The organism is Methylocystis rosea (assembly GCF_003855495.1).
GTDB classification, from domain to species: Bacteria; Pseudomonadota; Alphaproteobacteria; order Rhizobiales; family Beijerinckiaceae; genus Methylocystis; species Methylocystis rosea_A.
In genome coordinates, this window is sequence record NZ_CP034087.1 from 205,848 (window position 1) to 232,563 (window position 26,716).

Sequence of the window (26,716 nt, forward strand, 5' to 3'; positions counted from 1 at the left end):
GTAAAAGCCAGCGGTCAAAGAAAATGCGATGAGCGGCAATGCGGGCACACTTTTGGAATGGATGGAGCGGCAATATCTGCTCTCCGCCGCCGCCATGCTCAGGGCGGTTTCAGCAACCGAACTCGTCAAAGTTCGCCGTCATTTTGGGCAGACCATTCGGCCAGCGCCTGGATCCGTCCTGGCCTCTCCCGAGCTCGCTTCTTACGATCCAAATCCGGACTATTTTTTCCATTGGGTGTGCGATTCAGCGATCGTCATTGACGCTTTACGCGTATTGCTCGCGGAGCAGACGCTGGGGTCAGATGCAACTCGTTATCTCGTCGATTTTGTCAATTTTAGCCTTGGCCTTTGCCAGCTCGATGGCCGCGCTTTTTTGCGTCGTGGGGATTATCGCCGAGCGATTGATCCCGCTTTCCTCCCTCACGCGCGCAGCGACCGTGATCTTAGTCAAGTCTATGGGGACCGCGTCCTTGGCGAAGCGCGTTACAATCCGGACGGGACGCTCGACATTCTCAATTGGGCTCGTCCGCAAAATGATGGGCAAGCGTTGCGCGCACTCGCCGTCTTGCGCTTTTACCAGTTCGACGCGTTTCGTGAGCGTGCGGACGAAATGTTGGTCAAGGCGCTGCTCCGATGCGACCTCGACTATACGAGAGCCCTGTTTCGATCTTTGGGAAGAAGTTTCTAGTCATCATTATCACACGCGCCTCGTGCAATATGCAGCGCTTGCCGATGGGGTCGGCATGGATGGAGGCGGCTGGCGACGTGACGCGTGCGCAAGCCTATCGCGCGGCTGCGCAAGAAATCCGTCAGCGTCTCGACGCCCATTTCGATCCTGATGAAGGCGTTTATGTCTGCCGCTTCGCCAACGCGGCGGATAGGCCGAGCGCCGCGCCTGCGAGGCGACTCGACATGGCTGTGCCTCTTGGCGTGATTCATGCGGCGCGGGCGGAGGGGCCTCACAGCGTCCTCGATCCGAAGGCGCTTGCCACGCTGGCGCGGCTCGAGGAGTTTTTTGAGAAAAAGTATCCCATCAACCAGGAGCGTGCGTCAGATTGCGCTCCTGCTATGGGACGCTATGCCCATGATTCATATTGCAGCGGCGGAGCCTATTATTTTTCGACGTTCGGAGCGGCACAGTTTTACTTTCGCTTCGCGGAGGCAATCGGCAGAGGGGCAATGATTCCGGTTTCGGCAGGAAACCGGACCTTGTTGGCGGATATGCTCGGCGAGCCTCGCGCGGCGCTCGCGGCTGCGTCGGTCGAACCACCGTTCAGAGAAAGGCTCTTCAAAGCGTTTCTCGCTCGCGGCGATATGTTCATGGCCATGGTGCGGGCGCATACGCCGGCCTCGGGAGAATTGTCCGAGCAATTCGATCAGACGACTGGCGCGCAAACGTCCGCGAAGAACTTAGCCTGGAGCTATGCTGCTTTTGTCGCTGCGTTTGCGAGCAGGAGAGCGGCCCGTCGTCTGATGGCGTGCTGATGTCGCGCAAGCTCGGCGAGGGGTGTCAAGACACCCGAATAGGCGCCGCGCGCCGTGGAGCGTCAGCGGTCTTGCCGCAGCGGCCAGCGCCCGACCGCCAAGGCGCCCCTGGTGAGCTCCTCGGCGACGGACTCGAGATGGCAAAGCTCATCCGCAACAATCGCCGTGATCTCGTTCCCCAACTCGCTCGCCCGACCGGAACCGCGCACGGATACCTCGATCGCCTGAGGCTGATCCACAGGACTGCCTATTTGGCTAACGATCAGGCATTGCGCTTCGGCAATGTCCGCCACGTCCTCTATCAGACGCTGCGCAATCAGACCGGCGGCGATGTTATATAGCTTGCCGACATGCGTCAGGGGATTCTTCCCGGCCACGGACTCCATGGTCATCGGCCTGAATGGAGTAATGAGTCCGTTGATGCGGTTGCCGCGGCCGGCTTCCCCATCATCGCCTGCCTCGGCCGAGGTTCCTGTGACGGTCAGATAAATGCTGCAGGCGGTTGGGTTGTCGGCCGCGTTTACCTCAAGACTGATGTTCTCGACTCCATGCTCCTTTGCGATCTGACGCGCAACGGCGGCAATCATTCTTTTGATGTCCAAGTAGTCCGCAAGGCTATGCACGAAGTGATCGATGATCGCACAGGCGATCGTAAGATGGATATGCTCACCCTGCCGAATGCCCATTACCTTGATGTCTCTCCCAATCTCCTGATGGCGACCCTGTGCCATAGCGCCGAGATGCGCCTCGACGGCGTAGACTATTGTCTCGAGACGGCTCAGCGGCGCATAACCCACACCACAGGAGGTATCGTTGGCTAGACGCGCCCGTCCGGATCGCCGCGCGAAGAGGTCGGTCAAGTCGGCTGACCCAGGCCGTACCAAATTACGCACTTTGATGTCCCGCCCCGTATCAATGGTGGGGAGATGTTTGGCGAACCATTCGGCGGCAACTTGATGCGCCAGATCTTCGATAGGCAGATCCTTTCCTTGGAAAGACCCCGTCGCCCTTCCAGCGACGAAGAGCTCGATAGGGCGCGAGATCTCACCGCCGCCAAACCGTGGCGAAGACGCGCCACCGGCGAGCAACGCTTTGTCGACATTGTGGTGAAGCACCTTGCCGCATTCCAAGAGATAGAGGCGCGATAGCGCTAAACTCATCTGTTCGGCAATTTCATCGCAGATTGTATCCGGATGACCCAGGCCCTTTCGCTCGACGATCTCAAAGTCAAGTAAGTCCCCGCTCGGGTGATCGAGGTCGCGAATGAAGAGGCGCTCAGGCGTCACGAGGTCGGTTTCCTCTTCCCTATCGCTGAGGCATGAAAGCCCGCGAAAGGTTCGTAGCCGCCATTAGCGCTGCAGGCTTGGAACGCACGGTGGCGCACTCGATTTCACATCATGCCCATCGGTAGGTCCATGGGACCGAAGACAATGCTAACCGCGATCCTCTTTTCATCTATATTGAGCACATTGTCACATTATATAGCTTGTTGAGCTAAGCAAGCGTCTGCCGCGCCACTCTGCGCTGAAGAAGCGCCAATCGAGCACATCCCACCGCATGGGGTGTAGACACCACACTTATCATGACGGCGATTCTCGGCGGCACGAGGTTATGCTGCCGAATAAGCGTCGACCGTCGAGATCATAGCGGTGCAGTCCAGTTACAAGGGCCACTTTTTCTACTTCCGCTCGCCGGATCGGGTGAAGTTTGACTGATCGCCAGCGCCCCGTGTGGACCGGATGGCCGGTTCGACACAAGCTAGAGAGCACAGTCATGAAAGCCATCGATAAGCCAGGCTGCCGTGAGTGGGCGCGTAGCCCTCGATTGTCCAGGAACCCGATCGTCGCTGCCGGCATTCATTAAGCCCCTTTTGTATGATAGCGAGATTGGGCCGCTGAAACTGGAGCAGGTTTTCAAAACGGGATGGGGCGAACGACATGCGGAGAACATCGATACGCGATCACGCCTGGCTCTACCCGATACTATCCTTGGTGCTCGCCGTCGGCATTCTGCTCGCTTTCGGACTCACCTGGTGGCATGCATTGGCCGTTACGGCGCTGCTTGGATGTCCGCTCGTCGTGTTGTGGGGCCTGATTTTCAGTTGGTCCCAACCCGAGCCCGGAAGTGAGCTAGCGCCGGAGACCGATGGCGTGACCATCGAGTGGATTGCGCCCTTTTACGACCGTTTGTGCACGTTGCTCGGGTTGGGCCGCGCCTTCCGGAGGCAAATTCTCGAGGTGGCTGCCCTAAAGGCGGGCGAGCGCGTCCTCGATGCCGGTTGCGGAACCGGCGTATGGACCCGTCTTGCCGCCGAGGCGGTCGGCTCTTCGGGTCAAGTCATCGGCTTCGACCCTGGTCCGACGATGATCGCGATCGCTCGCCGTAATGCCGCCCGGGAGGGAAGCCGGGCGACCTTCGAGTTGGCCGCTGTCGAGGAGCTTCCTTTCGAGGACGCCAGCTTCGACGCGGCGCTATTGAGCTTAGTCCTCCATCACCTGCCGGCCGAAGTGAAGCGAAGCGGTCTCAAGGAAATCGGCCGTGTCCTTCGGCCGGGCGGGCGGTTGATCGTGGTTGACTTAGACCAATCTAACAGCGTGCTGTCGCGGATCGTTTTGTGGCCGCTGTCGCATATAGGGAGCTCGGCTGACACCTTCGATGGAAAGATACCGATCTATCTGCGCGAGGCTGGGTTAAAACCCGTCACCGTCGAGGGGCAGTGGCGAAAGTCGTTGACCTTTTGGCGGGCAATGAAGCCTCTGTCGTCCATCGCCTCCGTGGAAACGCCTTTCAAGTGAACTGACCGAGATCGACTCGTCGAAGACACCGCTTGCACGAAGGGAGTGAATGGCAAGCGCCGCCTGATCTGAAAATGCATTTTTCGCGGACGACTAGCGAGTTTTAGCCGAAGCTCCTCCGGCAAGGCCGCAGCTAGGTGCTCCAGCGCGCCGATGACGACGTCAAGGTCCGGCGTGCCCAAATTGACGCCCACCCTCGCGCAAATTCGCGTTCTTGCCTCGGCGTCGACGAGCGCCGGTAAGAAAAAATCGGAAATTTGGGGAAATTAGTGACCGCTCTTTTTTTGCGGCCAAACGGCCCGTGATGTCGGCATTGAAGTCAGACGCGAATCGGGAGCGAATTTCAACGTGGGCGGTCTACGTCGTAACATCGAAGGAGTTCCGGCATGGCAGAGAACTACGCCCAAGAGGGCGATGCCATCATCGTCCCGTCTCCCGCTGGCGGTGTCAAACGCGGCGAGTTCGTTCTTGTGGGCAAGCTCGGGGGCGTCGCGGTGCACGCGGCTGACGAGGGCGAGGAAGTCGAAATCGCGCTCGAAGGTTGCTTCGATTTCCCAAAGACGAGCGACGCTCTCTCACTTGGCGCTCCCGCTTATTGGGACGCGGGCGCGAAGAAAATCACTGCGACAGCGCAAGGCAACACCCGGATCGGCGTAGCGATTGGTGCCGCTTCGAGCGAATCAGAGGAAGTGCGCGTCCGTCTCGACGGTCATATCTCGTAAATCACAGTATGCCTTGCGGTAGCTCCCGGCGCGATCCGCGCCTCGAACACTCGAAGCGACGCGGGGCGCAAAGGGAACTGAGCATTCCGGCGCGCCGAAGGTGTAAACTCGTGCACTACCAATTCAGATTTAACCGAAAAGCGCCGCTACCGGCGACGGCTTCCGCAGTCGATCAGACAATTCGGCGACCATTCTGTCGAACGTCTCAATCAGATTGTCGCTGGACGAGCTTTCTCGATCGAAGCTTGACCTCGACCAAAAACGACGAACGGCCGCCGCGACATCTTTATGCAGTACGAGCTTGTTTTTGTCACAACGGAAATGGGTTCGACAAATGCGCCAAAGGACAACAGCAGGAAGCAAAGATGCAAGCGCAATTCATTGTTTCTTTTGCTGCGCGCTCCACGGCCTCGAAATTTATGCGACTGGTGCATAACGTTTATGAGGTGGATGCCGCGGCGCAATAGTCGGTCACGGAGCGGCGGCGTAAAACCTGGCCACTTTTGAGCTTCCCGCTTTCGCCATGACATTGGCCCGGCGGATCTCGATGATCAGACCCTGACGCTTAGTTCATGCGCGATGGCGATCTGCTAACGATGTTCTGCGGATGGCCCTCGAGGAAGGCGCGGATATTTGCGACCGTGGTCTCGACTATTCGGCCTACGGCTTCCCTTGTATTGAAAGCGCTATGCGGAGTGACGATTACATTTGGCATCCGAAGCAGTACATGATCCGCCACGAGATCGCGCAGGTCGTGCTGATTGCAGAAGATCGAACAGATAAGTTCGGCCTCCTCGCGGATCAAAGGCTCGTCGGGCAAGACGTCGAGTCCGGCGCCAGCCACCTTGCCCGAGCGGAGCGCTTGGATCAGCGCAAGAGAATCGATCAGGCTTCCGCGCGCCGTGTTGACGATGATGACGCCGTTCTTCATCCGCGCGAACGTTTGGGCCGAGAGCAGATGATAAGTCGCGGGTGTCGCCGGAGCGTGGAACGTGATCACGTCCGAGTGCGTGAGCAGCTCATCAAAGGTCGCGTAGCGGAATCCGAGATGTTCGGCGAGCTGCGAATCGGTCGTCACGTCGTAAGCGAGCACGTTCATTCCGAATCCTTTGGCGATGCGGATCACGTGGCGGCCAATGCTTCCTGCGCCAACGATGCCGATCGTCTTGCTCGCGAGATCGAAGCCTTGCAGGCCTTCAGGCGAGAATCGGCCGGAACGCGCGCGTTCCACGGCCTCTAAGAGGCGATGGCTGAGAGCAAGCAGCAGCGCGAAAACGTGCTCGGCAACCGTGTTTTCGCCGTAACTTGGGACGTTGCAGACCGTGATTCCACGCTCCGCGCAATAGGCCATGTCAATGTGATCGTATCCGGTCGATCGAGTCGAGATCAGCTTCAGGGATGGGAGCTGTTCGAGGATCCCGCGGCTGAGCTCCGAATAGATGAATGTTGAAATCAATTCTGCATCCAAGAAGCCATGCACATTGGCGGCGCCGAGCGGCTCCGCGACGAGCCGCAGTTCAGCGGCGGAGGCCAAGCTACTGAATGCTGCTCGTTCGCGCGATTCGGCTTCGAAGATCACGATTTTCATGTTCCGCCCCCTTTATCGTGACAGCTGAGAGACGCGGCGATTGAGATCGTCTCGCGAACCGCGAAAAACCCCGGCTTCACTTTCGTCGCCTTGTCGACATTCGCGCGTCAACGCTCCGTCAGTTCATTGACAGGGCCAATAGGATTCAGCCTTCGGTCCATAACGCCTAACTGATCTTCATCTCTAACTCTGCGTCCTCCGCCGCCGCCACGTGGCGCTTCACCGCAATAAAACTGTCCGGCGTGACCGACATGGAGTCGATTCCACATGCGACGAGAAACTCGGCGAACTCGGGATGGTCGCTGGGCGCTTGTCCGCATAGCCCGACCTTTGCGCCGGCCTTGCGGGCTTCGACAATGACCGTTTGAATCATCCATTTCACCGCCTCATCCTGCTCGTCGAAGAGATTTGCCAAATCTGTCGAATCGCGGTCGACGCCGAGCGTGAGTTGGGTCAGGTCGTTGCTGCCGATCGAGAAGCCGTCAAAACGCTCGGCGAAGGCTTTCGCCAAGATCACGTTGGAAGGGATTTCGCACATCACATAGACCTGAAGGCCGTCGTCGCCACGCTTCAAACCATTGGCCGCCATGACCTCGAGGACGCGGTCGGCTTCCTTCGTTGAACGGCAGAAGGGAATCATCACGACGACATTCTTGAATCCCATCTGCTCCCGCACGCGGCGGATGGCGCGGCATTCGAGCGCGAACCCCTCACGGTAGCGCGGAGAATAATAGCGGGAGGCGCCGCGAAAGCCGAGCATCGGATTTTCTTCCTTAGGCTCGAACTCGCCGCCGCCGATCAGATTGGCGTATTCGTTGGTTTTGAGGTCGCTCATCCGCACAATCACGGGAGCCGGATGGCGCGAGGCTGCGATGCGCGCGAGCGCCTGGGCGAGCCGATCCACAAAATATTCGGTCTTATCGTCATATCCGGCGGTCAATTGCGCGATGCTTCTTTTGGCGTCTTCGTTCTTCAGCGTGTCGAAATGGACAAGGGCCATCGGATGAATCTTGATGTGGTTGTTGATGACGAACTCCATGCGCGCCAGCCCGACGCCATCGGCAGGTATGCGCCACCAGCGAAACGCCGCCGCTGGATCGGCAAGATTGAGCATGATCTTCGTGTGCGTCGTTGGTATAGCGGCGAGGTCGAGACCTTCGGTTTCATAATCGGCCACGCCTTCATAGACGAATCCCTGATCGCCCTCTGCGCAGGACACGGTTACGACCTGTTCATCATGCAGGACATGGGTCGCGTCGCCGGCCCCGACAATCGCCGGCAGACCAAGCTCGCGACTGACGATGGCCGCATGCGACGTCCGACCGCCGTGATCGGTAATGATGGCTGCGGCCCGTTTCATGATCGGCACCCAATCCGGATCGGTCGTTTGCGTGACCAGAATGGCGCCGTCTACGAAGCGCGCGATGTCGCGAGCGCTTTCGATCACGCAAACCTTGCCCGCCACCACGGCGTCGCCGATGGCGAGTCCTGAAACGATCTTTCGGCCTTTGTTCTTGATCCGATAGGTCATCAGGGCGCTCGCTTCGCGTCGCGACTGCACCGTTTCAGGGCGCGCCTGCACGATGAAAAGTTCGCCGGTCTCGCCGTCCTTGGCCCATTCCATGTCCATGGGTTGGCCGTAATGGTTCTCGATGACGCAGGCCCAGCGCGACAAGGTCAGGATATCCTGGTCGCTGAGGACAAAGGCGGCGCGTTCGGCCTTGGAGGTCGGAACGTTGCGCGTCGGAAGGTCGCCGTCGCTGGCGTAGATCATCTTGACGGCCTTGTCGCCGCGCTTTTTCTCGACGATCGGCGACAGCGCGGAGTCGGAGAGGAACGGCTTGAACGTCAGATATTCGTCGGGGTCGACGGCGCCCTGAACGACATTCTCGCCAAGACCCCAGGCCGCATTGATCAAAACCACCTGGTCGAAGCCGGTTTCAGTGTCGATCGAAAACATCACGCCCGCGCCGCCCATGTCGGAACGCGCCATGCTCTGAACCCCGACCGAAAGCGCGACCTTCATATGGTCAAACCCTTTCGCTTTGCGGTAGCTGATCGCGCGGTCGGTGAAGAGCGAGGCGTAACAGCGCCGGCAGGCGTCGAGCATGGCCTGTTCTCCCCGAATGTTGAGATAGGTCTCTTGTTGCCCCGCGAAACTGGCGTCGGGAAGATCCTCCGCCGTCGCGCTCGAGCGGACGGCGACGTCGGCTTCCGCCTTGCCCATGCGTCGGCAGAGGTCGCGGTAGGCGCTCGTGATCGCAACAGCCATTTCGGGCGACCAACTGCCGCGCAAGACGGCGCGGCGGATGGTTTGGCCTGCTTCGGCAAGAGATAGGCGGCCCGCTTCGAGTTCGGCGAGCGTCTCGGCTATGACAGCCCTCAATCCGTTGCTGTCGATGAAGCGCCAATAGGCGTCAGCCGTCGTCGCAAACCCGGGCGGGACCTTGACGCCCTTTGCGGCGAGATTGGCGACCATTTCGCCAAGCGAGGCGTTCTTGCCGCCAACGCGCGCAACGTCGTGACGCGTAATCTCTTCGAACCATACGACGTGTTGGGCGTCAGCAGCCATTGGGTCCTCCCGCTCGAAGGTTGTGCGCTCTCTGACTTCGTCAGGGCCTATTCGATATCAGAGCATATTGGCCGCAGATCATCACCTCTGCGCAAATCAAAACGTTGCGTGGGCGCTTTGCCGATAGACTCATCGCCGGACGCGGCCGTCGCCCGAAGTATTACTCCCAGCGGCCGGCGCGGCCGGGGAGTTCCTCCATATCGAGCTGTCATCTGCTCATTTCGGGCGCTCTTCCGACGAAATTTCCGGTTCAGACAGAGATCATGCGGTTTCGGATATATGTTTCCTCATATTGGAAAACGATTTGGGGATTTACCAGAAGCGCCGCCGCATCCTTATCGCAGTAATGCAATAGCGACAGCAGATCCTTGATTAGGTTCAAACGCGCCAACCGCTTTACGTCGGCCCCTACAACAGTCCAAGGCGTGACTGGATTGTGCGTACGCGCGAACATCTCATTTCGCGCGACGCTGTAGCCGTCCCAGTGCTTGATGGCTTATGCGTCGATCGGACTCACTTTCCATTGCTTGAGCGGATCTTCGCGGCGGTCTTTCAGTCGTTTCTTTTGTTGATCGCGACTGATATCAAGATAGTATTTGAGAAGCTTTTAACGACCCCCGCGACCCGCGCCGACGAAGCTTGAAATGCCCGAATACGCCTTCCTTGGCGATGCCAGAATCAAGGTCGGTTTAAAAAGGGCCGAATAAAAAAAGGTGCCGCATTTGCCGACAGAGAGCTTGAGAACCCCGCGTCAAGACGATCTCGGTCTCTTGCGAATTGCAAACGAGCTTGGGTTCTCGATCAGCGTCCTGCCCAACAGCGCGATCTTCGCTATGCGGCATGGGCGGAACATGATCAACCGGTCGCTCGCCTCGCCCATCGCCGGCGGAATGACGCGTCTTTATCTGCGCCTCGGCGGCCTCGAACCGATGCTTTTGCCCGTCATCGGCCCCGACGCTCGATGCCGCATCGGCATGGCGTCCGATCGTTTTGCTTGGGAGGGCAAGACGTCCGCCATACGCCACCGGGTCACACTTTGGTTGCATCCCAGCGTGAACTTATGGCTCTGGCGGGTCGAACTCATCAACGGGCGCCGCCGCGGGACGCTGCCTTGCGATGTCGTGTTCATTCAGGATCTCGGTCTTGGCGAAGAGAGCTTCTTAATGAGTAACGAAGCCTACGCATGCCAATATCTCGATCACTATGTCGCTCGGCACCCGCGTATGCATCATATCCTGATGAGTCGGCAAAACCTATCGCAAAATGGCATGCATCCTTGGGTCGCGCATGGCTGTGTTGAAGGCGCCACCGGCTTCGCAACCGATTATCGGCAGCTTATGGGCCCCGCTTACCGCGATGCCTATCGACTCGACTATCCTTTTGGGACGAGCCTGCCGTCGTATCGACTACAGCATGAGACAGCGTGCGCGGCTTTGCAGTCTCAAGCAATAACGCTGCAGCCGGATACGACCGGGGCTTGGACGTTTTTCGGTCTTTACACATCCGATCATCCGGCAGCGTCGACAGATGCCGACCTTGCGCTGATAGACGAAGTCGAGCGCGCCAGCAAAGAATGGGCGCCGTGTACGATTCCCCTGTCTACCCCGGAACGGAGCCTTCTTCAGGAAGCGCCCTCGGTCGTCGCCGATTCCTTGGACGAGACGACGATAGAGGCGCGCTATCCGCGGCGCACGCACATCGAGCGGGCGGGTGGTCAGATTCTGTCTTTTTTCACGCCAGGAGAAATCTACAGCCGTCATATTGTTTTGCGCGACAAAGAACGCCTTATTTTGCGCCGGCACGGAGCATTGTTGCGCAGCGGAAAAGAGATGTTGCCCAACGAGGCTACGTTGTGCGTGACCTGCTGGATGCATGGCGTGTTCGGCGCGCAGCTCACTGTCGGCAATACGTCCTTTCACCAGCTCTTTTCTGTCTCTCGCGACCCTTACAATATCACTCGTGGCAGCGGGCTGCGCATGCTCATGGACACAGGCGATGGATGGCGGTTGCTGACGGTTCCGTCGGTGTTCGAGATAGGCCTCAACGACTGCCGCTGGGTCTATAAGGTTGGCGACAGAACCATTATAATCTCAGCGATTGTTTCTGGAGACGAACCCGTCGTGCAGTGGCGCGTCACCGTTGAAGGCGAACGATGCCGCTTCCTCGTTTTTGGCCATCTCACCCTCGGTGAGAACGAATTCGCCCATGCCGGCTGGGTAGAGATCGATGCTCCACAAAAGCGATTGACCTATCGGCCGGATCTCGATGGTCAGTGGGGCCAACGTTATCCGCAGGCCGTCTATCACCTAGTGACAAGCACGCCTGAGAGCGTCGAGATCGTGGGCGCCGATGAGCTGCTTTATGCTGACGGCAAGCGCCGCGCTGGTGGTTTCGCCTCACTCCGGACATGCCTGACGAACGAATTCGTCTTCGCTGTGGTCGGTTCAATGAGCGATGCGAAGCGAGCGGAGGTGCTGGCGGCCAAATACACTCACGGCGTCGACGATGCGGCGATGCTAGCACATTCGGTTCGCTATTGGCGCAATGTCACCCGCGGCATACGCATCAAGAGCTCGAGCGCCGACGCTGATGCCGAGGCTATCGACACGATGTTCCCGTGGCTGGCGCACAATGCGATTGTGCATCTCACGGTTCCACACGGCCTTGAACAATATATGGGCGCCGCTTGGGGAACCCGCGACGTGTGCCAAGGCCCCATGGAATTGCTTCTGTCGCTGGAGCACGACGAGGCAGCCAAGGCCATTCTTCGTATCATTTTTGCCCAGCAGTACGAGAAACGAGGCGACTGGCCCCAATGGTTCATGCTGGAGCCTTACTCCGCCGTGCAGGACAGGCAGGCGCATGGCGACGTCATCATCTGGCCGCTGAAGGCCTTGTGCGACTACTTGGAAGCGACCGGCGATTTCGGTTTCCTCGACGAACCCGTCGCCTGGCGGCGCGAGGATAACCTGGAGAAGACAGCCCATGCCAATCTGATCGCGACCCACGTCGACACGCTGATCGCGACCGTGCGCCAGCGTTTCATCGCCGGCACATGTCTAATCCGCTATGGCAGCGGGGACTGGAACGATTCTCTTCAGCCGGTCAACCCGTCAGCCCGTGACTGGATGGTGAGCAGCTGGACCGTGGCGCTTCTGTATCAGCAACTTCGTCGGTACTCCGAAATTCTGCGTCGTTCTGGGCGTTTCGACAAGGCTAAAGAGCAGGACTCCCTTGCCTCCGCGATGCGCGAGGACTTCAATCATTTTCTCATTCGTGATGGCGCAGTGGCCGGCTACGGCGTGTTCAGGCCCGAGGGCGGCTTGCCCGAACTGCTGCTTCACCCAAGCGACAACCAGACTGGCGTTTCCTATTCCCTGCTTCCCATGACGCAGGCCATCGTCGGGGGTCTTTTCACGCCGGAACAGGCGGGCCACCACCTCGGCCTCATCCAAAAGCATCTTGCGTTTTCCGACGGCGTGCGCCTGATGGACAAGCCAATCGCTTATCATGGCGGGCCGGAAAGGATTTTCCAACGAGCCGAATCGGCCGCGTTCTTTGGCCGCGAAATCGGGCTCATGTACGTGCACTCGCATCTGCGCCATGCAGAAGCCATGGCCGCGCTCGGCGAATCCCAAGCGCTTTGGGACGCCCTTATCGTCGTCAATCCCATTGCCGTCACGGATCGGCTCGCCCATGCATCGTTGCGGCAGCGCAACGCCTACTTCAGCAGCAGCGATGCCGCATTCCGGGATCGGTATCAGTCCAGCGCAGAATGGGAACGGGTCAAAACCGGCGCCATCGCGGTCGATGGTGGTTGGCGTATTTATTCAAGCGGACCTGGTCTCTACATAAGTATGCTCATCCGACATGTATTCGGTGTCCACCGGCAGTTCGGCAAGCGGATCGTCGAGCCGTGCTTGCTGGTATCGCAGAAGGGCTTGAGGGCGAACTGGCCTTCAACAATTTCTCTGGATCACCCGCCGACAGTTCTGCCTCGCTGAGTGAGGCTAGGTTCTCGTGCATGCCGTGCATGAGGTCGCCGCTCTCACCGCTAGCGAGCGGGAGGGGTGCGACAAGTAAGGCGTCCAGCCGCTTGAGGACGTTGAACAGACGCTCTGCCAAGCGCAGGCCAAGATTACACAGCTGGCAATGCCGCCTGCGGCGCGCCTCTCTCCGCCAAGAGGGGCCGTACATCAAAAAGAGCATTCTCATCATTCTTGTATTTGCTGTATATTGCAGCAATCATAAGAGGCCACCACCAATGCCCCAATTTTCAACAAGCGACCTGTCGCTAAATCCGGCGACCTCCTCGCCGAGGCATTGCGCCAACCGGTGACGATCACCCAGCGGAACAAGCGTCGCCTCGTGCTCTTGAGCATCGAAGATTACCAGCGCCTCAAAAGGGGCGCTGATCCACGCCAGGCTCACACACTCGACACCATGCCTGACGACCTTTTCGAAGGCGCGAAAGCGGCTCTTGACCCTTACGAGCAACAAACAGAAACGCCATAAGCTACGACGACCTCATGACTGGCACCGTCATTCGGTACCCGTGTCGGCGCGCGAGGCTGACGTAAGCGAGACCGAAGGCCGCAAGGCGCGCCCCCCGCTGTTGGCTTTCGCATCCCGCGACCCGACACCGACGATATTCTGATATTGCTCCCGATCACCACCAAGGAGCCAGTGCGGTCGCGGTTTTTCGCGGAAATACCGCGCTCTGACCAAGCCGTTTGACCAATCAAAGAAGGGAACATCAAGGCGTTGAACACCTGCGCGCGGCGCTCATTGCGCCGTCAGGCGAAATCGCGCATCCAACCATCGCCAAGGGCTGCAGCTGATCTTCACCCAGCGGCCGAGCAGAAGACTGGGCGCCGTCCCCAGTTCTGGGCAGCCCGGATAGGCCATCGCCGCCGCGAGGACATGGGTCGCGCCGAGCCAACCTGCGACGATAGCCAGCGCGATCCAGGCTGACGACGGTAACGCCAATGCCAGCGAGAGTAGCGCGACTCCAACGATCAATCGCGCCCAGCGCTGCGCGGCGTTCAGCGGACGCCAGTCGGCAGAGCTGTCGACGCAACAGGGCGCCATGCGTTCTTTCATCGCTTACCCCGCGCAGCAGGACAGTTGCTTCACGTCCTTGTTGAAGGTCTGCGCCGCGAGCTTCAGCCCCTCGACCATCGTCAGGTATGGAAACAACTGGTCGGCCAGTTCCTGCGCAGTCATTCGCGCCCGGATGGCGAGCGCCGCGGTTTGAATGAGTTCGCCGGCTTCGGGCGCGACCGCTTGCGCGCCAATGAGGCGGCCCGAGCCGGCCTCCGTGACAAGCTTGATGAAGCCGCGCGTGTCGAAATTCACTAAGGCGCGCGGCACATTGTCGAGCGTCAGTGTGCGGCTGTCGGTCTCGATGCCCTCATGGTGCGCTTCCGCCTCGCTGTAGCCTACGGTGGCGACTTGTGGATCCGTAAACACCACCGCCGGCATGGCGGCCAGATCGAGGGCGGCGTCGCCGCCGCTCATATTAATGGCCGCGCGGGTGCCGGCCGCCGCCGCCACATAGACGAATTGTGGCTGATTGGTGCAGTCGCCGGCGGCGAAAATATGGGGCGCGCTGGTGCGCATGCGCGTGTCGACGATGATTGCGCCCTGTGGGTTGACGGCGACGCGGGCGGCTTCCAGCGCCAGGCCGCATGTGTTCGGCGCGCGGCCTGTGGCGATCAGCAGCTTGTCGGCGCGCAATTCGCCGTTACCGGTCGTGAGCACGAATTCACCGTCCGCGAACGCCACGTTGCTCGCTTGCGTGTGCTCCAGCACTTCGACGCCCTCCGCCCGGAAAGCGGCCGTGACCGCCTCGCCGATCGCTGGGTCTTCGCGGAAGAACAGCGTGCTGCGCGCGAGGATCGTCACCTTGCTCCCAAGCCTCGCAAAGGCTTGCGCCAGTTCGACGGCCACCACCGACGAGCCGATCACCGCTAGGCGCGCAGGGATTGTGTCGCTCGCCAGCGCCTCGGTCGAGGTCCAGTAGGGCGTCTCTTTCAGTCCGGGAATGGGCGGGACGGCCGGGCTCGCGCCCGTGGCGATGAGGCAGCGGTCGAAACTGATTTCGCTTTCGCCGCCTTCGTTCAGCCGGGCGATCAGGCTGCGACCGTCTTGGAACTTGGCTTCGCCACGCAGCACGGCGATGGCGGTATTGCCTTCAAGAATGCCCTCGTATTTAGCGTGCCGCAGCTCATCGACGAGCGCCTGTTGTTGGGCGAGCAGTTTTCCGCGGTCAATTGTTGGCTCGCTTGCCCCAAGGCCCTCGTCGAAGGGGCTCTGCCGGCGCAGATGCGCGATATGAGCGGCGCGGATCATGATCTTGGAGGGCACGCAGCCGACATTGACGCATGTCCCCCCGATCGTCCCACGCTCAATGAGCGTGACCCGCGCGCCGTCTTCCGCGGCGCGCAGCGCCGCCGCCATCGCTGCTCCGCCGCTGCCGATGATCGCCACACGCAACGGCGCGCCCCCGCGCTCTTGCTTGGCTTCGCGATCGAGTATTTTACCGGGCCCACTCTCTGGAGGGCTGGCGGCGCGGGCGCGCTTTGCGACCACTGCTTGATAGCCTGCGGCCTGCACAGCGGCGGAAAGCGCCGCGGGGTCGAGCGCCCCGTCGCCGCTGACTCGCGCCGTCCCTTCGGCGTAGGACACCTTCGCCTCATGCACGCCGGGGGCTTTGAGCAAGACCTTTTCGATATGACTCGCGCAGCTGCCGCAGGTCATGCCGGTGATCTGCAAGACCACACTATTCCCTTCGCGCCTTCGATCGGATGAGGCGGGGGATTCCTCAGAACCGATTCGTTGCCCGAGGACATGGCGCAGGTGCGCGAGAAGCGGCATGGCGTAGCCCATCGCGGCGCCAAACGAATGTGCGAGCGCTGTCTTGATCGAAGGTGTTTCGTCCATGGCTCACTTCTTCAGTTCGGAAGGATAACCGGCCCCTTCGGTCGCCTTAGTGAGCGCTTCGACGTTTGTTTTCGCGTCGTCGTAGGTCACCACCGCTTCCTTCTTCTCGTAGCTCACTTCGGCTGATTGCACGCCCTCGACCTTGCTCAACGCCTTCTTGACCGTGATCGGGCAGGCGGCGCAGGTCATGTTAGCCACTGACAAAGTGACCGTCTTCGTTGCGGCAAAGGCCGACATGCTGAAAACGGCGGCCATAGCGATGACTGCGGCGAGCTTTTTCATGTTCGGGGTCCTCTTTCAGTAGAACAGCGGAAGCGCATAGGGGAAGACGGTCGACGCCCCGATCAGCGCCGCGATGCCCCAGAAGATCATTTTGTAGGCCGACCTCACCCGCGGCGCGGCGCAGGCCTCTCCTGGTTTGCAGGCTGCGGCGGGGCGATAGATTCGACGCCAGGCGAAGAACAGCGCGACGAACGCCGCGCTAAGGAACAGCGGCCGAAATGGCTCGAACACTTTAAAATTGCCGAGCCAGGCGCCGCTGAATCCGAGGCTCACCAGCACCAGCGGCCCAAGGCAGCAGGCCGACGCCAGGATGGCGGCGACGCCGCCGGCGGCCAGCGCCTTGCGGCCGGACGCTCGATCTGCCGCCCGTTGGCCGGATGCTGATCGGTCGGATGCTGTCTCGGACATGATCTGTTCGGACATGGAGGTTTTCCTCGTTTCGTTCCGGAAGCCCCTTCGGGTTTGGCCCGCGCCAACCTCAGGCGCGAACCCAACGTATGAAAAGGAAAAACAGGGCGGCAATGCCTGCCGTCGCCGCGAGCCCCATCGGCGTCATCGCCATCTGGATGAGACCAAGACCTTCGCCGTCACACATTGCCGCTACCCCCATCGTGTTGCTTGCCAGCGCCGTTCGGCCGGAGTAATCAGACCCTAGGGCCTGTAGCCGCTACAGGGTCAAGAGGATTTTTAGCGAGCGCGAGGAGGCCCGACATGAAGCAAAAGGATGGGCTCTCGATTGGCGAATTGTCGAAGCAAAGCGGCGTCAACATCGAGACGATCCGCTACTACGAGAAGATCGGGGTCATGCCGGTAACCGGCCGCAGCGCCGGCGGCTATCGCATCTACGGCGCGGATCACCTCAAACGGCTGAGCTTCGTGCGACGCAGTCGGCAACTCGGATTCAGTCTCGACGAAATCCGCGGCCTGCTCCGCCTTGTCGACGGGCACGCTTACACATGCGCGGAAGTTCGCGCACTGACGTTGAGCCACGTTGCGGAGATTCGGCGGAAGATTAAGGATTTGAGACGACTCGAACGGGTGATGGCGGAGATGGCGGCGCAATGCAGCGGAGAACGCGTGCCTGAATGCCCTGTCGTCGATGCTCTCTTCGATGCGTCGTACGCATTTGGTTGATCAACGGCCTGAATCTGCCTCTTGGGCCGCCACGCAAGGTGGCGCCGGACATTTTGTTAGACGCGGCGGCGCAGCGCTTCGGGCTCGCCAAATGTCTGCTAGGTGTAGTTGAGCCATTTCTCTCCTTCGGCCTATCGACCGCTAGGCGTTTGCGCGCCGCCCCACAAATCCTTCACTTGTTCGAAATGGAGAGAAGGATCGTAATTCGTCGCATTGAGGTTCAAATTGCGAGTCGACAGGCGTCCGATCGCCGCGAGCACGGCGTAAGAGGCGATGACGCGGTCGCGTTGCGCGAGGATGAGGCCGATGCGCGCATTGAGCAGCTCCTGCTGCGCGTTAAGAATGTCGAGCGTCGTCCGTTGGCCCGCCTTCGCTTCCTCGCGCACGCCATAGAGCGCGCGCTCGGCCGCGGCGATCTGCGTTTGCGCCGACGCGATCTGAGTCTTCGCCGCTTGCAGAGCGCCCCAGTTGGCGCGCACCAGCGCCAGAACCTCGGCGCGCGCCACATCGGCGTCGAGCCGGCGTTGTCCGGCGGTTTCCTTGGCCTGCCGCACGCGCGAGGAAGTGACGCCGCCTTCGTAAAGGGGCACATTCAAACGACCGCCGACCCTCGCGCCGATGTTGCGGTTGCCGATTCCAGTGAAATCCGTCTGCGTGAAAATATCGCCGACGATGGACAATCTCGGCAAGAATTCGGCCTCCAGCGCCTTGATGTCGAGATCGGCGGCGTCGGCGTCATGCAGCGCGGCGAGGATGAAGGGATGTTCGCCGAGTGCGATGCGCTCCGCCTCTTCGCGCGTTTTCGGCAAACGCCTGTCGATGGGCGCGCCGGGCGCGAGCTTCGTCGGCCCGACGCCGATTGTCCGGCGATAGACGCCGATGCTCGCGTCGAGCGTCGCGCGCGCGGCGCTCGCGAGCGATTTGCCGCCGGCGAGCCGCGCTTCGGCCTGGGATATGTCGGTGAGCGTGATCTGTCCGGCGAGATAGCGTTCGTGCGTCTGGCGCAATTGTTCGGCTAGAACGGCGACATTGTTTTCCTGCAATTTCAGCACGGCCGTGTCGCGCAACACATTCATATAGGCGGAAACGGCGTCGAAGAGCACGCGCTGCTCGGTAAGGCGCAGCCGCTCACGGCCGGCGAAGACGCCTGACTCCGCCGCGCGCGTCTGGTTTTGCGTCCTGAAGCCGTCGAAGATCGGCTGCTCAACCGAAAGAATCGCGCTGCGCGGTGCGCTGGCGCCCGATTGAATGCTCTTCGAATGGTCTGTCTTGGTGGGATCGTCTAAATAGACGTCGCGTTGCTGCGTAATGAGGCGATTTCTCTGCGCGCCGATATAGGCGTCGGCCGAAACGCGCGGCCGCAGGCCGGCTTGCGCCTGCGGCACGGTTTCGTCGATCGCCCGCAGCTGCGCCCGGCTGGCGTTGAGGACCGGACTAGCCCCGTAAGCGCGGCGCATCGCGCCCGTCAGCGTTTCGGCGCAGGACGCAGAGTTCGCAAGGATGCAGATGAAAACTAAGGTGCTGCCGCGCGCGCTCACGTCCTAGCCCCCGCCTTGTTCCGCCGTTGGCGAAGGGGAACCGCCGAACAGCGTGTAAAGCGCCGGCAGCACCATTAGCGTGAGTAGCGTGGCGCTGATGAGGCCGCCGATGACCACTGTCGCGATCGGCCTTTGCACTTCCGCGCCGGTGCTGGTCGCGAGCGCCATCGGAACGAAGCCGAGCGAGGCGACAAGCGCGGTCATCGCCACGGGACGCAGCCGTGTCATGGCGCCTTGAAAGATCGCCTGACGCTCGGGAATGCCACTCATGATGAGCTGCTGAATGTAAGTGCGCATGACGAGGCCGTTGAGCACCGCGACGCCGGAGAGGGCGATGAACCCGACGGCGGCCGATACCGACATCGGCATGCCGCGCAGCCACAGCGCGGCGACGCCGCCCGAGAGTCCCAGCGGCACGGCGGAAAACACCAGCAGCGCGTCGCGCGCGCTGCCGAGCGCCGAATAGAGCAGCAAGAAGATCATGAAGAAACACACCGGCACGACGAGCATCAGACGCGCGCGCGCGGCCATCAGATTTTCGAACTGCCCGCCCCAGGTGATCCAATAGCCCGGCGGAATCGCAACCTTCGCCTCGACCTTCGCCTGCGCCTCGGCGACGACCGAGGCGATGTCGCGCCCGCGCACATTGGCGCTCACCACGACCCGGCGCTTGCCATTCTCGCGCGAAATCTGGTTCTGCCCCTCGACGATCGAAAATCTCGCGACCTGCTTGAGTTGAATCACGGGACCGGGCGTGGCGCTGCTCGAGGGCAGCGACACCGGAAGGGTCTCGAGCGCTCCCGTATCTTCGCGCAAATTATCGCCCAGTCGCACGAAAATCGGAAATCGGCGGTCACCCTCGAATATGACGCCCGCCCGCTGGCCGCCGATCGCCGCGCCGATCACATCCTGCACTGAGGCGAGGGAGAGGCCCAGCCGCGCGATGGCGCCCTTGTCGATCTTGATATCGAGCAGCGGCAGGCCTTCGACCTGCTCCACCTTCACGTCCTCTGCGCCGGGCACGCCCCGCAGGATGGCGGCGATGTGATTGGCGGCCTTGAGCATCTTGTCGAAGTCTTCGCCGAACACTTTGACGGCGACGTCGCCGCGCACGCCGGCGAGCAACTCATTGAACCGAACCTGAATCGGTTGACTGAAATCATAAACATTGCCGGCAAGCCGATCGACCTGCCGCTGAATGGCGCTAATAAAGGCCGGCTTCGGCAAATATGGATCGGACCATTCGCTCCGAGGTTTGAGCATAATGAAAGTGTCGGCCAAATTGGGCGGCATCGGATCGGTCGCCACGTCGGAGGTTCCGGTCTTGGAAAAGACATAAGCGACTTCGGGGACCGCGCGAACGACGTTCTCCACCTGGGACTGCATGGCCTGGGACTGGGTCAGGGACGCACTCGGAATGCGATTGGCTTGCATGAGAATGTTCTGCTCGTCGAGCGTCGGAATGAACTCCTCGCCCAAACTCATGAACAGCAGGATTGCGAGCGCGAACACGCCGGCTCCGATCGCGATCGTCTTCGCCGGAGCGTCCATCGCCCACATGAGCAAAGGCCGATAGATGCGCTTCATCGCTGCGATGATCGCGTTCTCCTTTTCCTGCACGGGGCTCGAAATAAAAATCGCGACCATCGCCGGAAAGAAAGTGAGCGAAAGAACGAACTCCGACGCCAGGGCGATGATGACCGTCATCGCCATGGGGTGGAACATTTTGCCCTCGACTCCCGTGAAGGTGAGCACCGGGACATAGACCAGGATGATGATCGCCTGGCCGTAGACCGTGGGCTTTCGCATCTCGACGGCGGATTCGACAATCGTGCTCAGCCGCTCCTCTTGCGACAAATCGCGGCCGAGGAAATGCCGGCGCTCGGCGAGATGGCGCAGGCAGTTCTCGACGACGATGATCGCGCCGTCGGCGATGAGACCGAAGTCGAGGGCGCCGAGACTCATCAGATTGGCGCTGATCTTGCCGTAGAGCATGCCGATCGCCAGCAGCAGCATGGTGACGGGAATGACCAGCGCCGTGATGAACGCCGCGCGGAAATTGCCGAGCAGCAGGAAAAGCACGAGAATGACCAAAGCCGCGCCTTCGGAAAGATTCTTGGCGACGGTCCTGATCGTCGCGTCGACCAAGACCGTGCGGTTGAGCACGGTGCGCGCTTCGACCCCCGACGGCAATGATTTGGAGATCTCCTTCATCTTCTGGTCGACTGCGGCCGACACTGTGCGGCTGTTGGCGCCGATCAGCATGAACGCGGTGCCGGTGACGACTTCTTCGCCGTTCATGCTGGCGCTGCCCATGCGCAATTCGCGGCCGACGCCGACCGTGGCGATCTCGCCGATCTTCACCGGCACGCCGCTGCGCGTCGTCGCCACCACATTGCGGATGTCGTCGATCGTCTCCAGCCGCCCGCCGCTTCTGACGACGAGCCCATCGCCATTGCGTTCAACATAGCCGGCGCCGCGGCTGACATTGTTGCTCTCGATGACGGCGGCAAGGTTGCCGAAGGAGAGGCCGAGCGCCATGAGCTTCGCGGGGTCGGGCTGCACATGATATTGCTTGACATAGCCGCCGAGCGAGTCGACGCCGGCGACGCCCGGGACAGTGCGCAGTTGCGGCCTGATGATCCAGTCCTGCACCGTGCGCAGATAGGCGGTTTTTTCCAGGTCGGTGCGCAGCAACGCGCCCTCGGGCGTCAGATAGCTTCCGTCCTGCTGCCAGCCCGGCTCGCCGTCCAGCGGCGCAACGCCGCCGCTGTTTTCCTTATAGCGAACGATCCACATATAGATTTCGGAGAGGCCAGTGGCGATCGGCCCCATGCGGACCTCGACCCGCGGCGGAAAATCCTCCTTCACCTGCGTCAGCCGCTCATTGATCTGCTGCCGCGCGAAATAAATGTCGATCCCGTCGCTGAACACCGCCGTCACCTGTGCAAAGCCGTTGCGCGACAGGGAGCGGGTATATTCGAGCCCGGGAATGCCGGCGAGCGCGTTCTCGATCGGATAGGCGACCTGTTTCTCCATCTCAATGGGGGAAAGCGCCGGCGCCAGCGCGTTGACCTGTACCTGAACGTTGGTGATGTCGGGGACGGCGTCGATCGGTAGACGCGTCATGGACCATGCGCCGAACGCGCCGGCCAAGGCCACGAGCAGCACGATCAGCCAGCGCTGATGGACCGAAAAGGCGATGATCCGCTTCATCATGGGCCGGCGCCTTCATTCCTCGGGAATATTGCTCTTAGCTGCCTCGGCCTTGAGCACGAATGTGTTGGACACGGCGATTGCCTCGCCCGGCGATAATCCCGCCGTCACCTCGGCCGACACGTCGTCGGTCGCACCAATGACGATCTTCCGTTTCACAAAGCCGTTTGGCGCGCGCACGAAGACGGTCGGCTCATTGTCAATCATCTGCATCGCCGCGCGCGGAATTCTGACCTTCACTGGCGTGCGCGCCAGCGCGATCTCGGCGTTGAGCAGAACGCCCGGATGCAGGGCGAAATCGGGATTGCCGAAACTGGCGATCACATGACCTGAGCGCGTCTCTTGCGTGATTATGGCGTTGACGACGACGACCTTCCCCTCGAAGACGCGCTCGTCCGGCGTTTTCACCAGGACGAGCTGCCCTTCGCGTATGGCGGCGAGATCACTGATCGGAACGGAAATATCCGCCTGCACGACCGAGAGATCTGAGAGCACATAGAGCTCCTTCGCCTGCCCCTCGCCGCCCACCGGCTGACCCAGGCTGACGAGTCGCTCGATGACGCGGCCGGCGATCGGCGCGCGGATTTCTTTGCGCCGCAGGCTGGAGATCGGCTGTGAGGGAAGATCGGTGATTTCCGATTCGGAAAGATCGAGCGCGGCGAGCTTTTGCCGTGCGAGATCGAGGCGCAGCTTCGCCTCGGCGAAGCTCGTCTTCGCCTTCAGAAACAGTTGTTCGGCGGTGATCTTCTTTTCGAACAGGCCTTTCTCGCGCAGGAAGAGCTGGTTCTGCAAATCATATTGCACGGCGGCGGCGAGATAGCCGCTTTTGGCGTCGGCCACCTCGCGGCTGTCGACAACGGCGATCACCTCGTTCAACGCGACATTGTCGCCGAGCCTCTTGCGCAATTCGGCGATTGTGCCCGCCACCTTCGCGGCGACGCGGCCGATTCGGTCGGGATCCGGCGTCATGGAAGCGGGAGCCACAAGGCGTTTCGTGAGCGTTCCAGGACCGGCCGGCGCCGTTTCGATCTTGGCCGCTTCGATCTGCTCAAGTGTAAGCTTGACGAGGCCCTCAGCGCTCTGTTGCTCCGCCGGTTGCACGACTTCTGTCTTGGACGAGAACAAGAATCGCAGTGGCGCCGATATTTGCGGGAACCATGAACCGATCACCGCGCTTGCAACGATGATAATAACGAGCAGGAAACTGCGAGACGACAGTTTCGCAGTGCTTTTCCGCAGACGCGTGGCGAAGGCGTCGGACTGGGGCCCCGTAGCCCCATCGCTGTTTGGTTTTGTCATGTGCATGTCCCCAACCTGCGTTGATGAGAAAGCAAAGGGGGTTGAGTAATTTGAGAGAGCGTCGGCGTCAGCCGGAAAATGCCGATGCGCCGAAGCCCGAACAATCCTCATGCGATATGCAAGTCTTGCGCGGGTCATATCCTAAGTCGTCCATTCTGGCCTTGATCGCGGCCTCAGGTAGTCATTTGTGCGCGCCGCATCACCGCAAGGACCATTTTACTGGGGACGATTTTCACCGACGAGTGCACACTAGTCAGCGCCGAACGTCGCGATAAAGCCCAATATTTTCAGGGTGTGGAGCATTGTTGTAATCTTCCGTTGATCGGGCAGCCCAAAATATCCAGGGCGACGGGGCGACCGTAACAACCCGCGCCTGTCGATTTGCTATCCGAGCTTGTTAGCGATTTGACAGCAACAGTCGCGGATATGTCGCCCATGCGTAAAATATTTCGAGGAACGTCTGTCGGCGTGGTCTTCGCGCTTTCCGCGAGCCTTGCCGCGAGCGTCACGTTCGGCAATGAGGTCGGCGAGCGCCGCGATGACCACGACATCGCGCTCGGGGCGCTCGAGCGTGGCGAAATTTTGCCGCTGGAAACCGTGCTGTCCGAGGTGCGCAAGACAATTCATGGCGAAATCGTCGGTATTGAACTGGAGCGAGAGCGCGAAACTTGGCTATACCAAATCAAGATCATTGCGCCTGGAAATTCCATGATCGAGGTACATGTCGACGCACGAACAGCCAAGGTTCTCGAAACCAGAGGCAAATAATGCGTATTCTGCTGGTGGAAGATGACGATAGGATCGCCCGCAACGTTGAGGAGGCGCTCACCGATGCAGGCTATTTGGTCGACCGCGAATGCGATGGAGAAGAAGCTTGGTTCAAAGGCGACACCGAGGATTACGCGGCGGTCATTCTCGATCTCGGCCTACCCCGCATAGATGGCCTCACGATATTGAAGAGATGGCGCGCCAACGGCCGCGCCATGCCCATCCTCATCCTCACCTCGCGAGACACCTGGATGGAAAGGGTGGAAGGCATCAATTGCGGCGCCGACGATTATTTGCCCAAACCTTTCAAAATGGAGGAAGTGCTGGCGCGTCTTCGCGCCATTGTGCGTCGATCGGCCGGACTTTCCGTGCCGATCATTACGATTGGCGCTTTGAGCCTCGACACCCGGCAAATGCGAGTGACGCGCGACGGCGCACATCTCAATCTCACTCCGCAAGAATATCGGCTGCTTAGTTATTTGATGCACCATTCCGGCCGAGTCGTGCCGCATTCCGAGCTCCTAGAACAACTCTTTTCTCATGATTTTGACAAGGACAGCAACGCAATCGAAGTTCTTATTGGGCGCGTACGCAAGAAAATTGGCCTCGACTGTATCGAGACACGCCGCGGCTTCGGCTACTTCATTGGCAGGGACGAATGAGGGCCAAGTCCTTACGTTTGCGCCTGTTTGTTGCGGCGGCCATATCGCTGATCATCGCTCTTTTTGTTGCCGGGACGGGGCTGGTTAGCGTCTTTGAGCGTTACGTGGTCCGTCGCGTCGGGATCGAACTCGATACTTATATTCGACAGCTTGCCGCAAACGTTTCTGTAAATCCCGACGGATCGCTTCAGCTCAATCGACCGTTGGCCGATCCGCGCTTTGATCAGCCGTTGAGCGGCCTCTATTGGCAAATCGTTGACGACGCCAGCGGCGTCAAGCTGCGGTCGCGCTCGCTGTGGGATCACGTCATCGACCTCCCCCAGGATGTCTTGGAGCCTGGGATCGTACACCATCACGATTTGCCCGGACCGAGCGGGGAAACGCTGTTTGTCAGCGAGCGCCGGGTGATTTACACGGTTGCCGGCGTAACGCGGCGGCTACGGATGACGGCGGCGCTTGATCGCAAAGAAATCATCGCAGCCCGAAGCGAGTTCGCCGGCGACGTCGGCCTATCTCTCGCAATCCTGGCCGTGGTTCTGTTGCTTGCAGCGTGGGGACAGATTGCTATTGGGCTTAGACCGCTGGAAGCTCTCCGTCGAAGCGTAAACGCCGTTCGTGCGGGGGAGCAGAAGGCTATCGCAGTCGATGAGCCGGAAGAAATCATGCCTCTCGTCGCCGAAGTCAATTCTCTTCTCGATGCCAAAGCCAAGGCCATCGAAACCGCAAAAGCCCGCGCCGCCGATTTGGCGCATGGCCTCAAGACGCCGCTGACAGTCTTAGCGACAGACGCGGAAAGGTTGCGGCGAAAAGGCGAAACAGAGATCGCCGACGAACTGCAAGACCTCGCATTCGGCATGCGTCGCCTCATCAACCATGAGCTTTCCAGGGCGCGCTTGCAATCTGCCCCCGGGATGGCAAAGGAAGGGATTGCAATCCGCAACGTAATCGAAAGCATAATCAGGACGCTCTCGCGCAGCCCGAAGGGATCGAGGATCTCTTGGCGCGTCGAGGTCTCGACGGAAGCAGTTGCCTACATTTCCCCAGAGGACGCGACCGAGCTGCTTGGCGTTCTCCTGGACAATGCCGTCAAATGGTCGAACATGGAAGTTCGCATCGCCGCGCAAGGCGAGAACGGCTTGCGCATCGTCATCGAAGACGACGGTCCTGGGGTTTCTCCAGATCAGATCGAGAAACTCGGGCAGCGTGGCGTCAGGCTCGATGAAGCCACCGAAGGTTGGGGGCTCGGCCTCTCCATCGCCGCCGATATCGTCGAAGCCTACGGAGGTCAGATGGATTTTGGAGTTCGCGCGCCACACGGGTTTCAAGTGACGGTCCTTTTGCCAGGGCTCGCAAAAAAAATTTCAAAAATGTCTCGAGGCAGTGAGCGCGACTGAATCGGGGGGTATGAAACACGTATTACGTATTAGCCGAACGCGCGATATTGGAGCCTACCTCGGGTTTGACCGAGAAAACCGATCGGCCGACACCGATATCGGCATGGGCACCAAGGCAGAAGCGCGTCAAAAGGCACAAGAATCGAGAGCGCCGTTTTACTTCGGAGCGCGTCGAGAAGCGCGTTTAGGACGACGACGGCCAGCTTACGCGATGAGGCCAAGCAAAGGCAACGGGTCGAGCATACGTCTTCAATTGAGCAGGATAGGCTAGTGGATAACCGCTGCGGCTCCCGAAATTTTTTCTCATTTTCGACGA

General features: G+C 60.3%; 20 protein-coding genes and 2 pseudogenes. 11 read left to right on the forward strand and 11 right to left on the reverse strand.

Annotated features, from left to right (window positions below):
- Positions 1-28: 28 nt before the first annotated feature.
- The gene (locus EHO51_RS18775) at positions 29-688 is read left to right on the forward strand and encodes a hypothetical protein (protein ID WP_124740377.1); all 660 of its coding nucleotides are present in this window, start codon (positions 29-31) and stop codon (positions 686-688) included.
- A 29-nt stretch (positions 689-717) separates the two neighbouring features.
- Positions 718-1,485 carry a glycoside hydrolase family 15 protein gene (locus tag EHO51_RS18780; RefSeq protein WP_164479479.1) on the forward strand — a complete coding sequence of 256 codons (768 nt, stop codon included), beginning with the start codon at positions 718-720 and terminating at the stop codon, positions 1,483-1,485.
- 62 nt (positions 1,486-1,547) lie between these two features.
- On the opposite strand, the gene EHO51_RS18785 is transcribed toward EHO51_RS18780, so the two are convergent.
- Positions 1,548-2,771: a methionine adenosyltransferase gene (locus EHO51_RS18785; protein ID WP_245434968.1), complete on the reverse strand. Its 1,224-nt coding sequence runs from the start codon at positions 2,769-2,771 to the stop codon at positions 1,548-1,550.
- Positions 2,772-3,422: 651 nt separating this feature from the next.
- Between EHO51_RS18785 and EHO51_RS18790 the strand changes: the two genes are divergently transcribed.
- The 3 genes from EHO51_RS18790 to EHO51_RS18800 all read left to right on the forward strand — a co-directional run bounded on the left by EHO51_RS18790 (position 3,423) and on the right by EHO51_RS18800 (position 5,469).
- Positions 3,423-4,280 (forward strand): class I SAM-dependent methyltransferase, encoded by an 858-nt coding sequence (locus EHO51_RS18790; RefSeq protein WP_124740379.1) that lies wholly within the window; start codon positions 3,423-3,425, stop codon positions 4,278-4,280.
- A gap of 386 nt (positions 4,281-4,666) precedes the next feature.
- A complete protein-coding gene (locus EHO51_RS18795) occupies positions 4,667-5,002 on the forward strand; it encodes a DUF2190 family protein (RefSeq protein ID WP_124740380.1) in 336 nt (111 codons plus the stop codon).
- A 245-nt stretch (positions 5,003-5,247) separates the two neighbouring features.
- Positions 5,248-5,469, forward strand: coding sequence for a hypothetical protein (locus EHO51_RS18800; RefSeq protein WP_124740381.1), 222 nt, complete (start codon positions 5,248-5,250; stop codon positions 5,467-5,469).
- A gap of 98 nt (positions 5,470-5,567) precedes the next feature.
- On the opposite strand, the gene EHO51_RS18805 is transcribed toward EHO51_RS18800, so the two are convergent.
- From EHO51_RS18805 to EHO51_RS18815, 3 genes and pseudogenes are all read right to left on the reverse strand, one after another.
- Positions 5,568-6,590 carry a hydroxyacid dehydrogenase gene (locus tag EHO51_RS18805; RefSeq protein WP_124740382.1) on the reverse strand — a complete coding sequence of 341 codons (1,023 nt, stop codon included), beginning with the start codon at positions 6,588-6,590 and terminating at the stop codon, positions 5,568-5,570.
- 166 nt (positions 6,591-6,756) lie between these two features.
- On the reverse strand, positions 6,757-9,162 hold the full coding sequence (gene ppsA / locus EHO51_RS18810; protein WP_124740383.1) for a phosphoenolpyruvate synthase: 2,406 nt from the start codon (positions 9,160-9,162) through the stop codon (positions 6,757-6,759).
- A gap of 250 nt (positions 9,163-9,412) precedes the next feature.
- Positions 9,413-9,769 (reverse strand): annotated as a pseudogene (locus EHO51_RS18815) (polyphosphate kinase 2); the annotation flags it as partial.
- A gap of 163 nt (positions 9,770-9,932) precedes the next feature.
- Here EHO51_RS18815 and EHO51_RS18820 point away from each other — a divergent pair.
- A complete protein-coding gene (locus EHO51_RS18820) occupies positions 9,933-13,166 on the forward strand; it encodes a GH36-type glycosyl hydrolase domain-containing protein (RefSeq protein ID WP_245434971.1) in 3,234 nt (1,077 codons plus the stop codon).
- 260 nt (positions 13,167-13,426) lie between these two features.
- Positions 13,427-13,677 (forward strand): annotated as a pseudogene (locus EHO51_RS18825) (type II toxin-antitoxin system prevent-host-death family antitoxin).
- Positions 13,678-13,947: 270 nt separating this feature from the next.
- Here EHO51_RS18825 and EHO51_RS18830 read toward each other — a convergent pair.
- From EHO51_RS18830 to merT, 4 genes are read right to left on the reverse strand one after another with little or no spacing between them, the layout of a single operon-like run.
- The gene (locus EHO51_RS18830) at positions 13,948-14,265 is read right to left on the reverse strand and encodes a hypothetical protein (protein ID WP_124740385.1); all 318 of its coding nucleotides are present in this window, start codon (positions 14,263-14,265) and stop codon (positions 13,948-13,950) included.
- A 3-nt stretch (positions 14,266-14,268) separates the two neighbouring features.
- Positions 14,269-16,107, reverse strand: coding sequence for a mercury(II) reductase (gene merA / locus EHO51_RS18835; protein ID WP_432431933.1), 1,839 nt, complete (start codon positions 16,105-16,107; stop codon positions 14,269-14,271).
- A 3-nt stretch (positions 16,108-16,110) separates the two neighbouring features.
- Positions 16,111-16,389: a mercury resistance system periplasmic binding protein MerP gene (gene merP / locus EHO51_RS18840; RefSeq protein ID WP_124740386.1), complete on the reverse strand. Its 279-nt coding sequence runs from the start codon at positions 16,387-16,389 to the stop codon at positions 16,111-16,113.
- A 15-nt stretch (positions 16,390-16,404) separates the two neighbouring features.
- A complete protein-coding gene (merT, locus tag EHO51_RS18845) occupies positions 16,405-16,797 on the reverse strand; it encodes a mercuric ion transporter MerT (protein WP_245435058.1) in 393 nt (130 codons plus the stop codon).
- A 303-nt stretch (positions 16,798-17,100) separates the two neighbouring features.
- On the opposite strand from merT, the gene EHO51_RS18850 reads away from it, so the two are divergent.
- The gene (locus EHO51_RS18850; RefSeq protein ID WP_124740388.1) at positions 17,101-17,523 is read left to right on the forward strand and encodes a MerR family transcriptional regulator; all 423 of its coding nucleotides are present in this window, start codon (positions 17,101-17,103) and stop codon (positions 17,521-17,523) included.
- A gap of 131 nt (positions 17,524-17,654) precedes the next feature.
- On the opposite strand, the gene EHO51_RS18855 is transcribed toward EHO51_RS18850, so the two are convergent.
- From EHO51_RS18855 to EHO51_RS18865, 3 genes are read right to left on the reverse strand one after another with little or no spacing between them, the layout of a single operon-like run.
- Complete coding sequence (locus EHO51_RS18855; protein ID WP_124740389.1) at positions 17,655-19,061, reverse strand: TolC family outer membrane protein; 1,407 nt, start codon at positions 19,059-19,061, stop codon at positions 17,655-17,657.
- A gap of 3 nt (positions 19,062-19,064) precedes the next feature.
- Positions 19,065-22,280 carry an efflux RND transporter permease subunit gene (locus tag EHO51_RS18860; RefSeq protein ID WP_124740390.1) on the reverse strand — a complete coding sequence of 1,072 codons (3,216 nt, stop codon included), beginning with the start codon at positions 22,278-22,280 and terminating at the stop codon, positions 19,065-19,067.
- A 12-nt stretch (positions 22,281-22,292) separates the two neighbouring features.
- Entirely contained in the window at positions 22,293-23,576 is a 1,284-nt protein-coding gene (locus tag EHO51_RS18865) for an efflux RND transporter periplasmic adaptor subunit (protein WP_124740391.1), read from the reverse strand.
- A 435-nt stretch (positions 23,577-24,011) separates the two neighbouring features.
- Between EHO51_RS18865 and EHO51_RS18870 the strand changes: the two genes are divergently transcribed.
- Genes EHO51_RS18870 through EHO51_RS18880 form a run of 3 tightly spaced genes read left to right on the forward strand, consistent with a single transcriptional unit; the run spans position 24,012 to position 26,400 of the window.
- A complete protein-coding gene (locus tag EHO51_RS18870) occupies positions 24,012-24,344 on the forward strand; it encodes a PepSY domain-containing protein (RefSeq protein ID WP_164479480.1) in 333 nt (110 codons plus the stop codon).
- Positions 24,344-25,006, forward strand: coding sequence for a response regulator transcription factor (locus tag EHO51_RS18875; RefSeq protein WP_124740393.1), 663 nt, complete (start codon positions 24,344-24,346; stop codon positions 25,004-25,006). Before EHO51_RS18870 ends, EHO51_RS18875 begins: the two co-directional genes overlap by 1 nt.
- Entirely contained in the window at positions 25,003-26,400 is a 1,398-nt protein-coding gene (locus EHO51_RS18880) for a sensor histidine kinase (RefSeq protein ID WP_124740394.1), read from the forward strand. The genes EHO51_RS18875 and EHO51_RS18880 overlap by 4 nt, the downstream gene beginning before the upstream one ends.
- Positions 26,401-26,716 lie beyond the last annotated feature (316 nt).

Excerpts from the sequence above, each read along its gene's own strand:
- EHO51_RS18775 (WP_124740377.1), top strand. The coding sequence starts at position 29 with ATGAGCGGCAATGCGGGCACACTTTTGGAATGGATGGAGCGGCAATAT.
- EHO51_RS18780 (WP_164479479.1), top strand. The coding sequence starts at position 718 with ATGCAGCGCTTGCCGATGGGGTCGGCATGGATGGAGGCGGCTGGCGAC.
- EHO51_RS18790 (WP_124740379.1), top strand. The coding sequence starts at position 3,423 with ATGCGGAGAACATCGATACGCGATCACGCCTGGCTCTACCCGATACTA.
- EHO51_RS18795 (WP_124740380.1), top strand. The coding sequence starts at position 4,667 with ATGGCAGAGAACTACGCCCAAGAGGGCGATGCCATCATCGTCCCGTCT.
- EHO51_RS18805 (WP_124740382.1), bottom strand. The coding sequence starts at position 6,590 with ATGAAAATCGTGATCTTCGAAGCCGAATCGCGCGAACGAGCAGCATTC.
- ppsA (WP_124740383.1), bottom strand. The coding sequence starts at position 9,162 with ATGGCTGCTGACGCCCAACACGTCGTATGGTTCGAAGAGATTACGCGT.
- EHO51_RS18830 (WP_124740385.1), bottom strand. The coding sequence starts at position 14,265 with ATGAAAGAACGCATGGCGCCCTGTTGCGTCGACAGCTCTGCCGACTGG.
- merA (WP_432431933.1), bottom strand. The coding sequence starts at position 16,107 with ATGGACGAAACACCTTCGATCAAGACAGCGCTCGCACATTCGTTTGGC.
- merP (WP_124740386.1), bottom strand. The coding sequence starts at position 16,389 with ATGAAAAAGCTCGCCGCAGTCATCGCTATGGCCGCCGTTTTCAGCATG.
- merT (WP_245435058.1), bottom strand. The coding sequence starts at position 16,797 with ATGTCCGAGACAGCATCCGACCGATCAGCATCCGGCCAACGGGCGGCA.
- EHO51_RS18850 (WP_124740388.1), top strand. The coding sequence starts at position 17,101 with ATGAAGCAAAAGGATGGGCTCTCGATTGGCGAATTGTCGAAGCAAAGC.
- EHO51_RS18860 (WP_124740390.1), bottom strand. The coding sequence starts at position 22,280 with ATGATGAAGCGGATCATCGCCTTTTCGGTCCATCAGCGCTGGCTGATC.
- EHO51_RS18865 (WP_124740391.1), bottom strand. The coding sequence starts at position 23,576 with ATGACAAAACCAAACAGCGATGGGGCTACGGGGCCCCAGTCCGACGCC.
- EHO51_RS18870 (WP_164479480.1), top strand. The coding sequence starts at position 24,012 with ATGCGTAAAATATTTCGAGGAACGTCTGTCGGCGTGGTCTTCGCGCTT.
- EHO51_RS18875 (WP_124740393.1), top strand. The coding sequence starts at position 24,344 with ATGCGTATTCTGCTGGTGGAAGATGACGATAGGATCGCCCGCAACGTT.
- EHO51_RS18880 (WP_124740394.1), top strand. The coding sequence starts at position 25,003 with ATGAGGGCCAAGTCCTTACGTTTGCGCCTGTTTGTTGCGGCGGCCATA.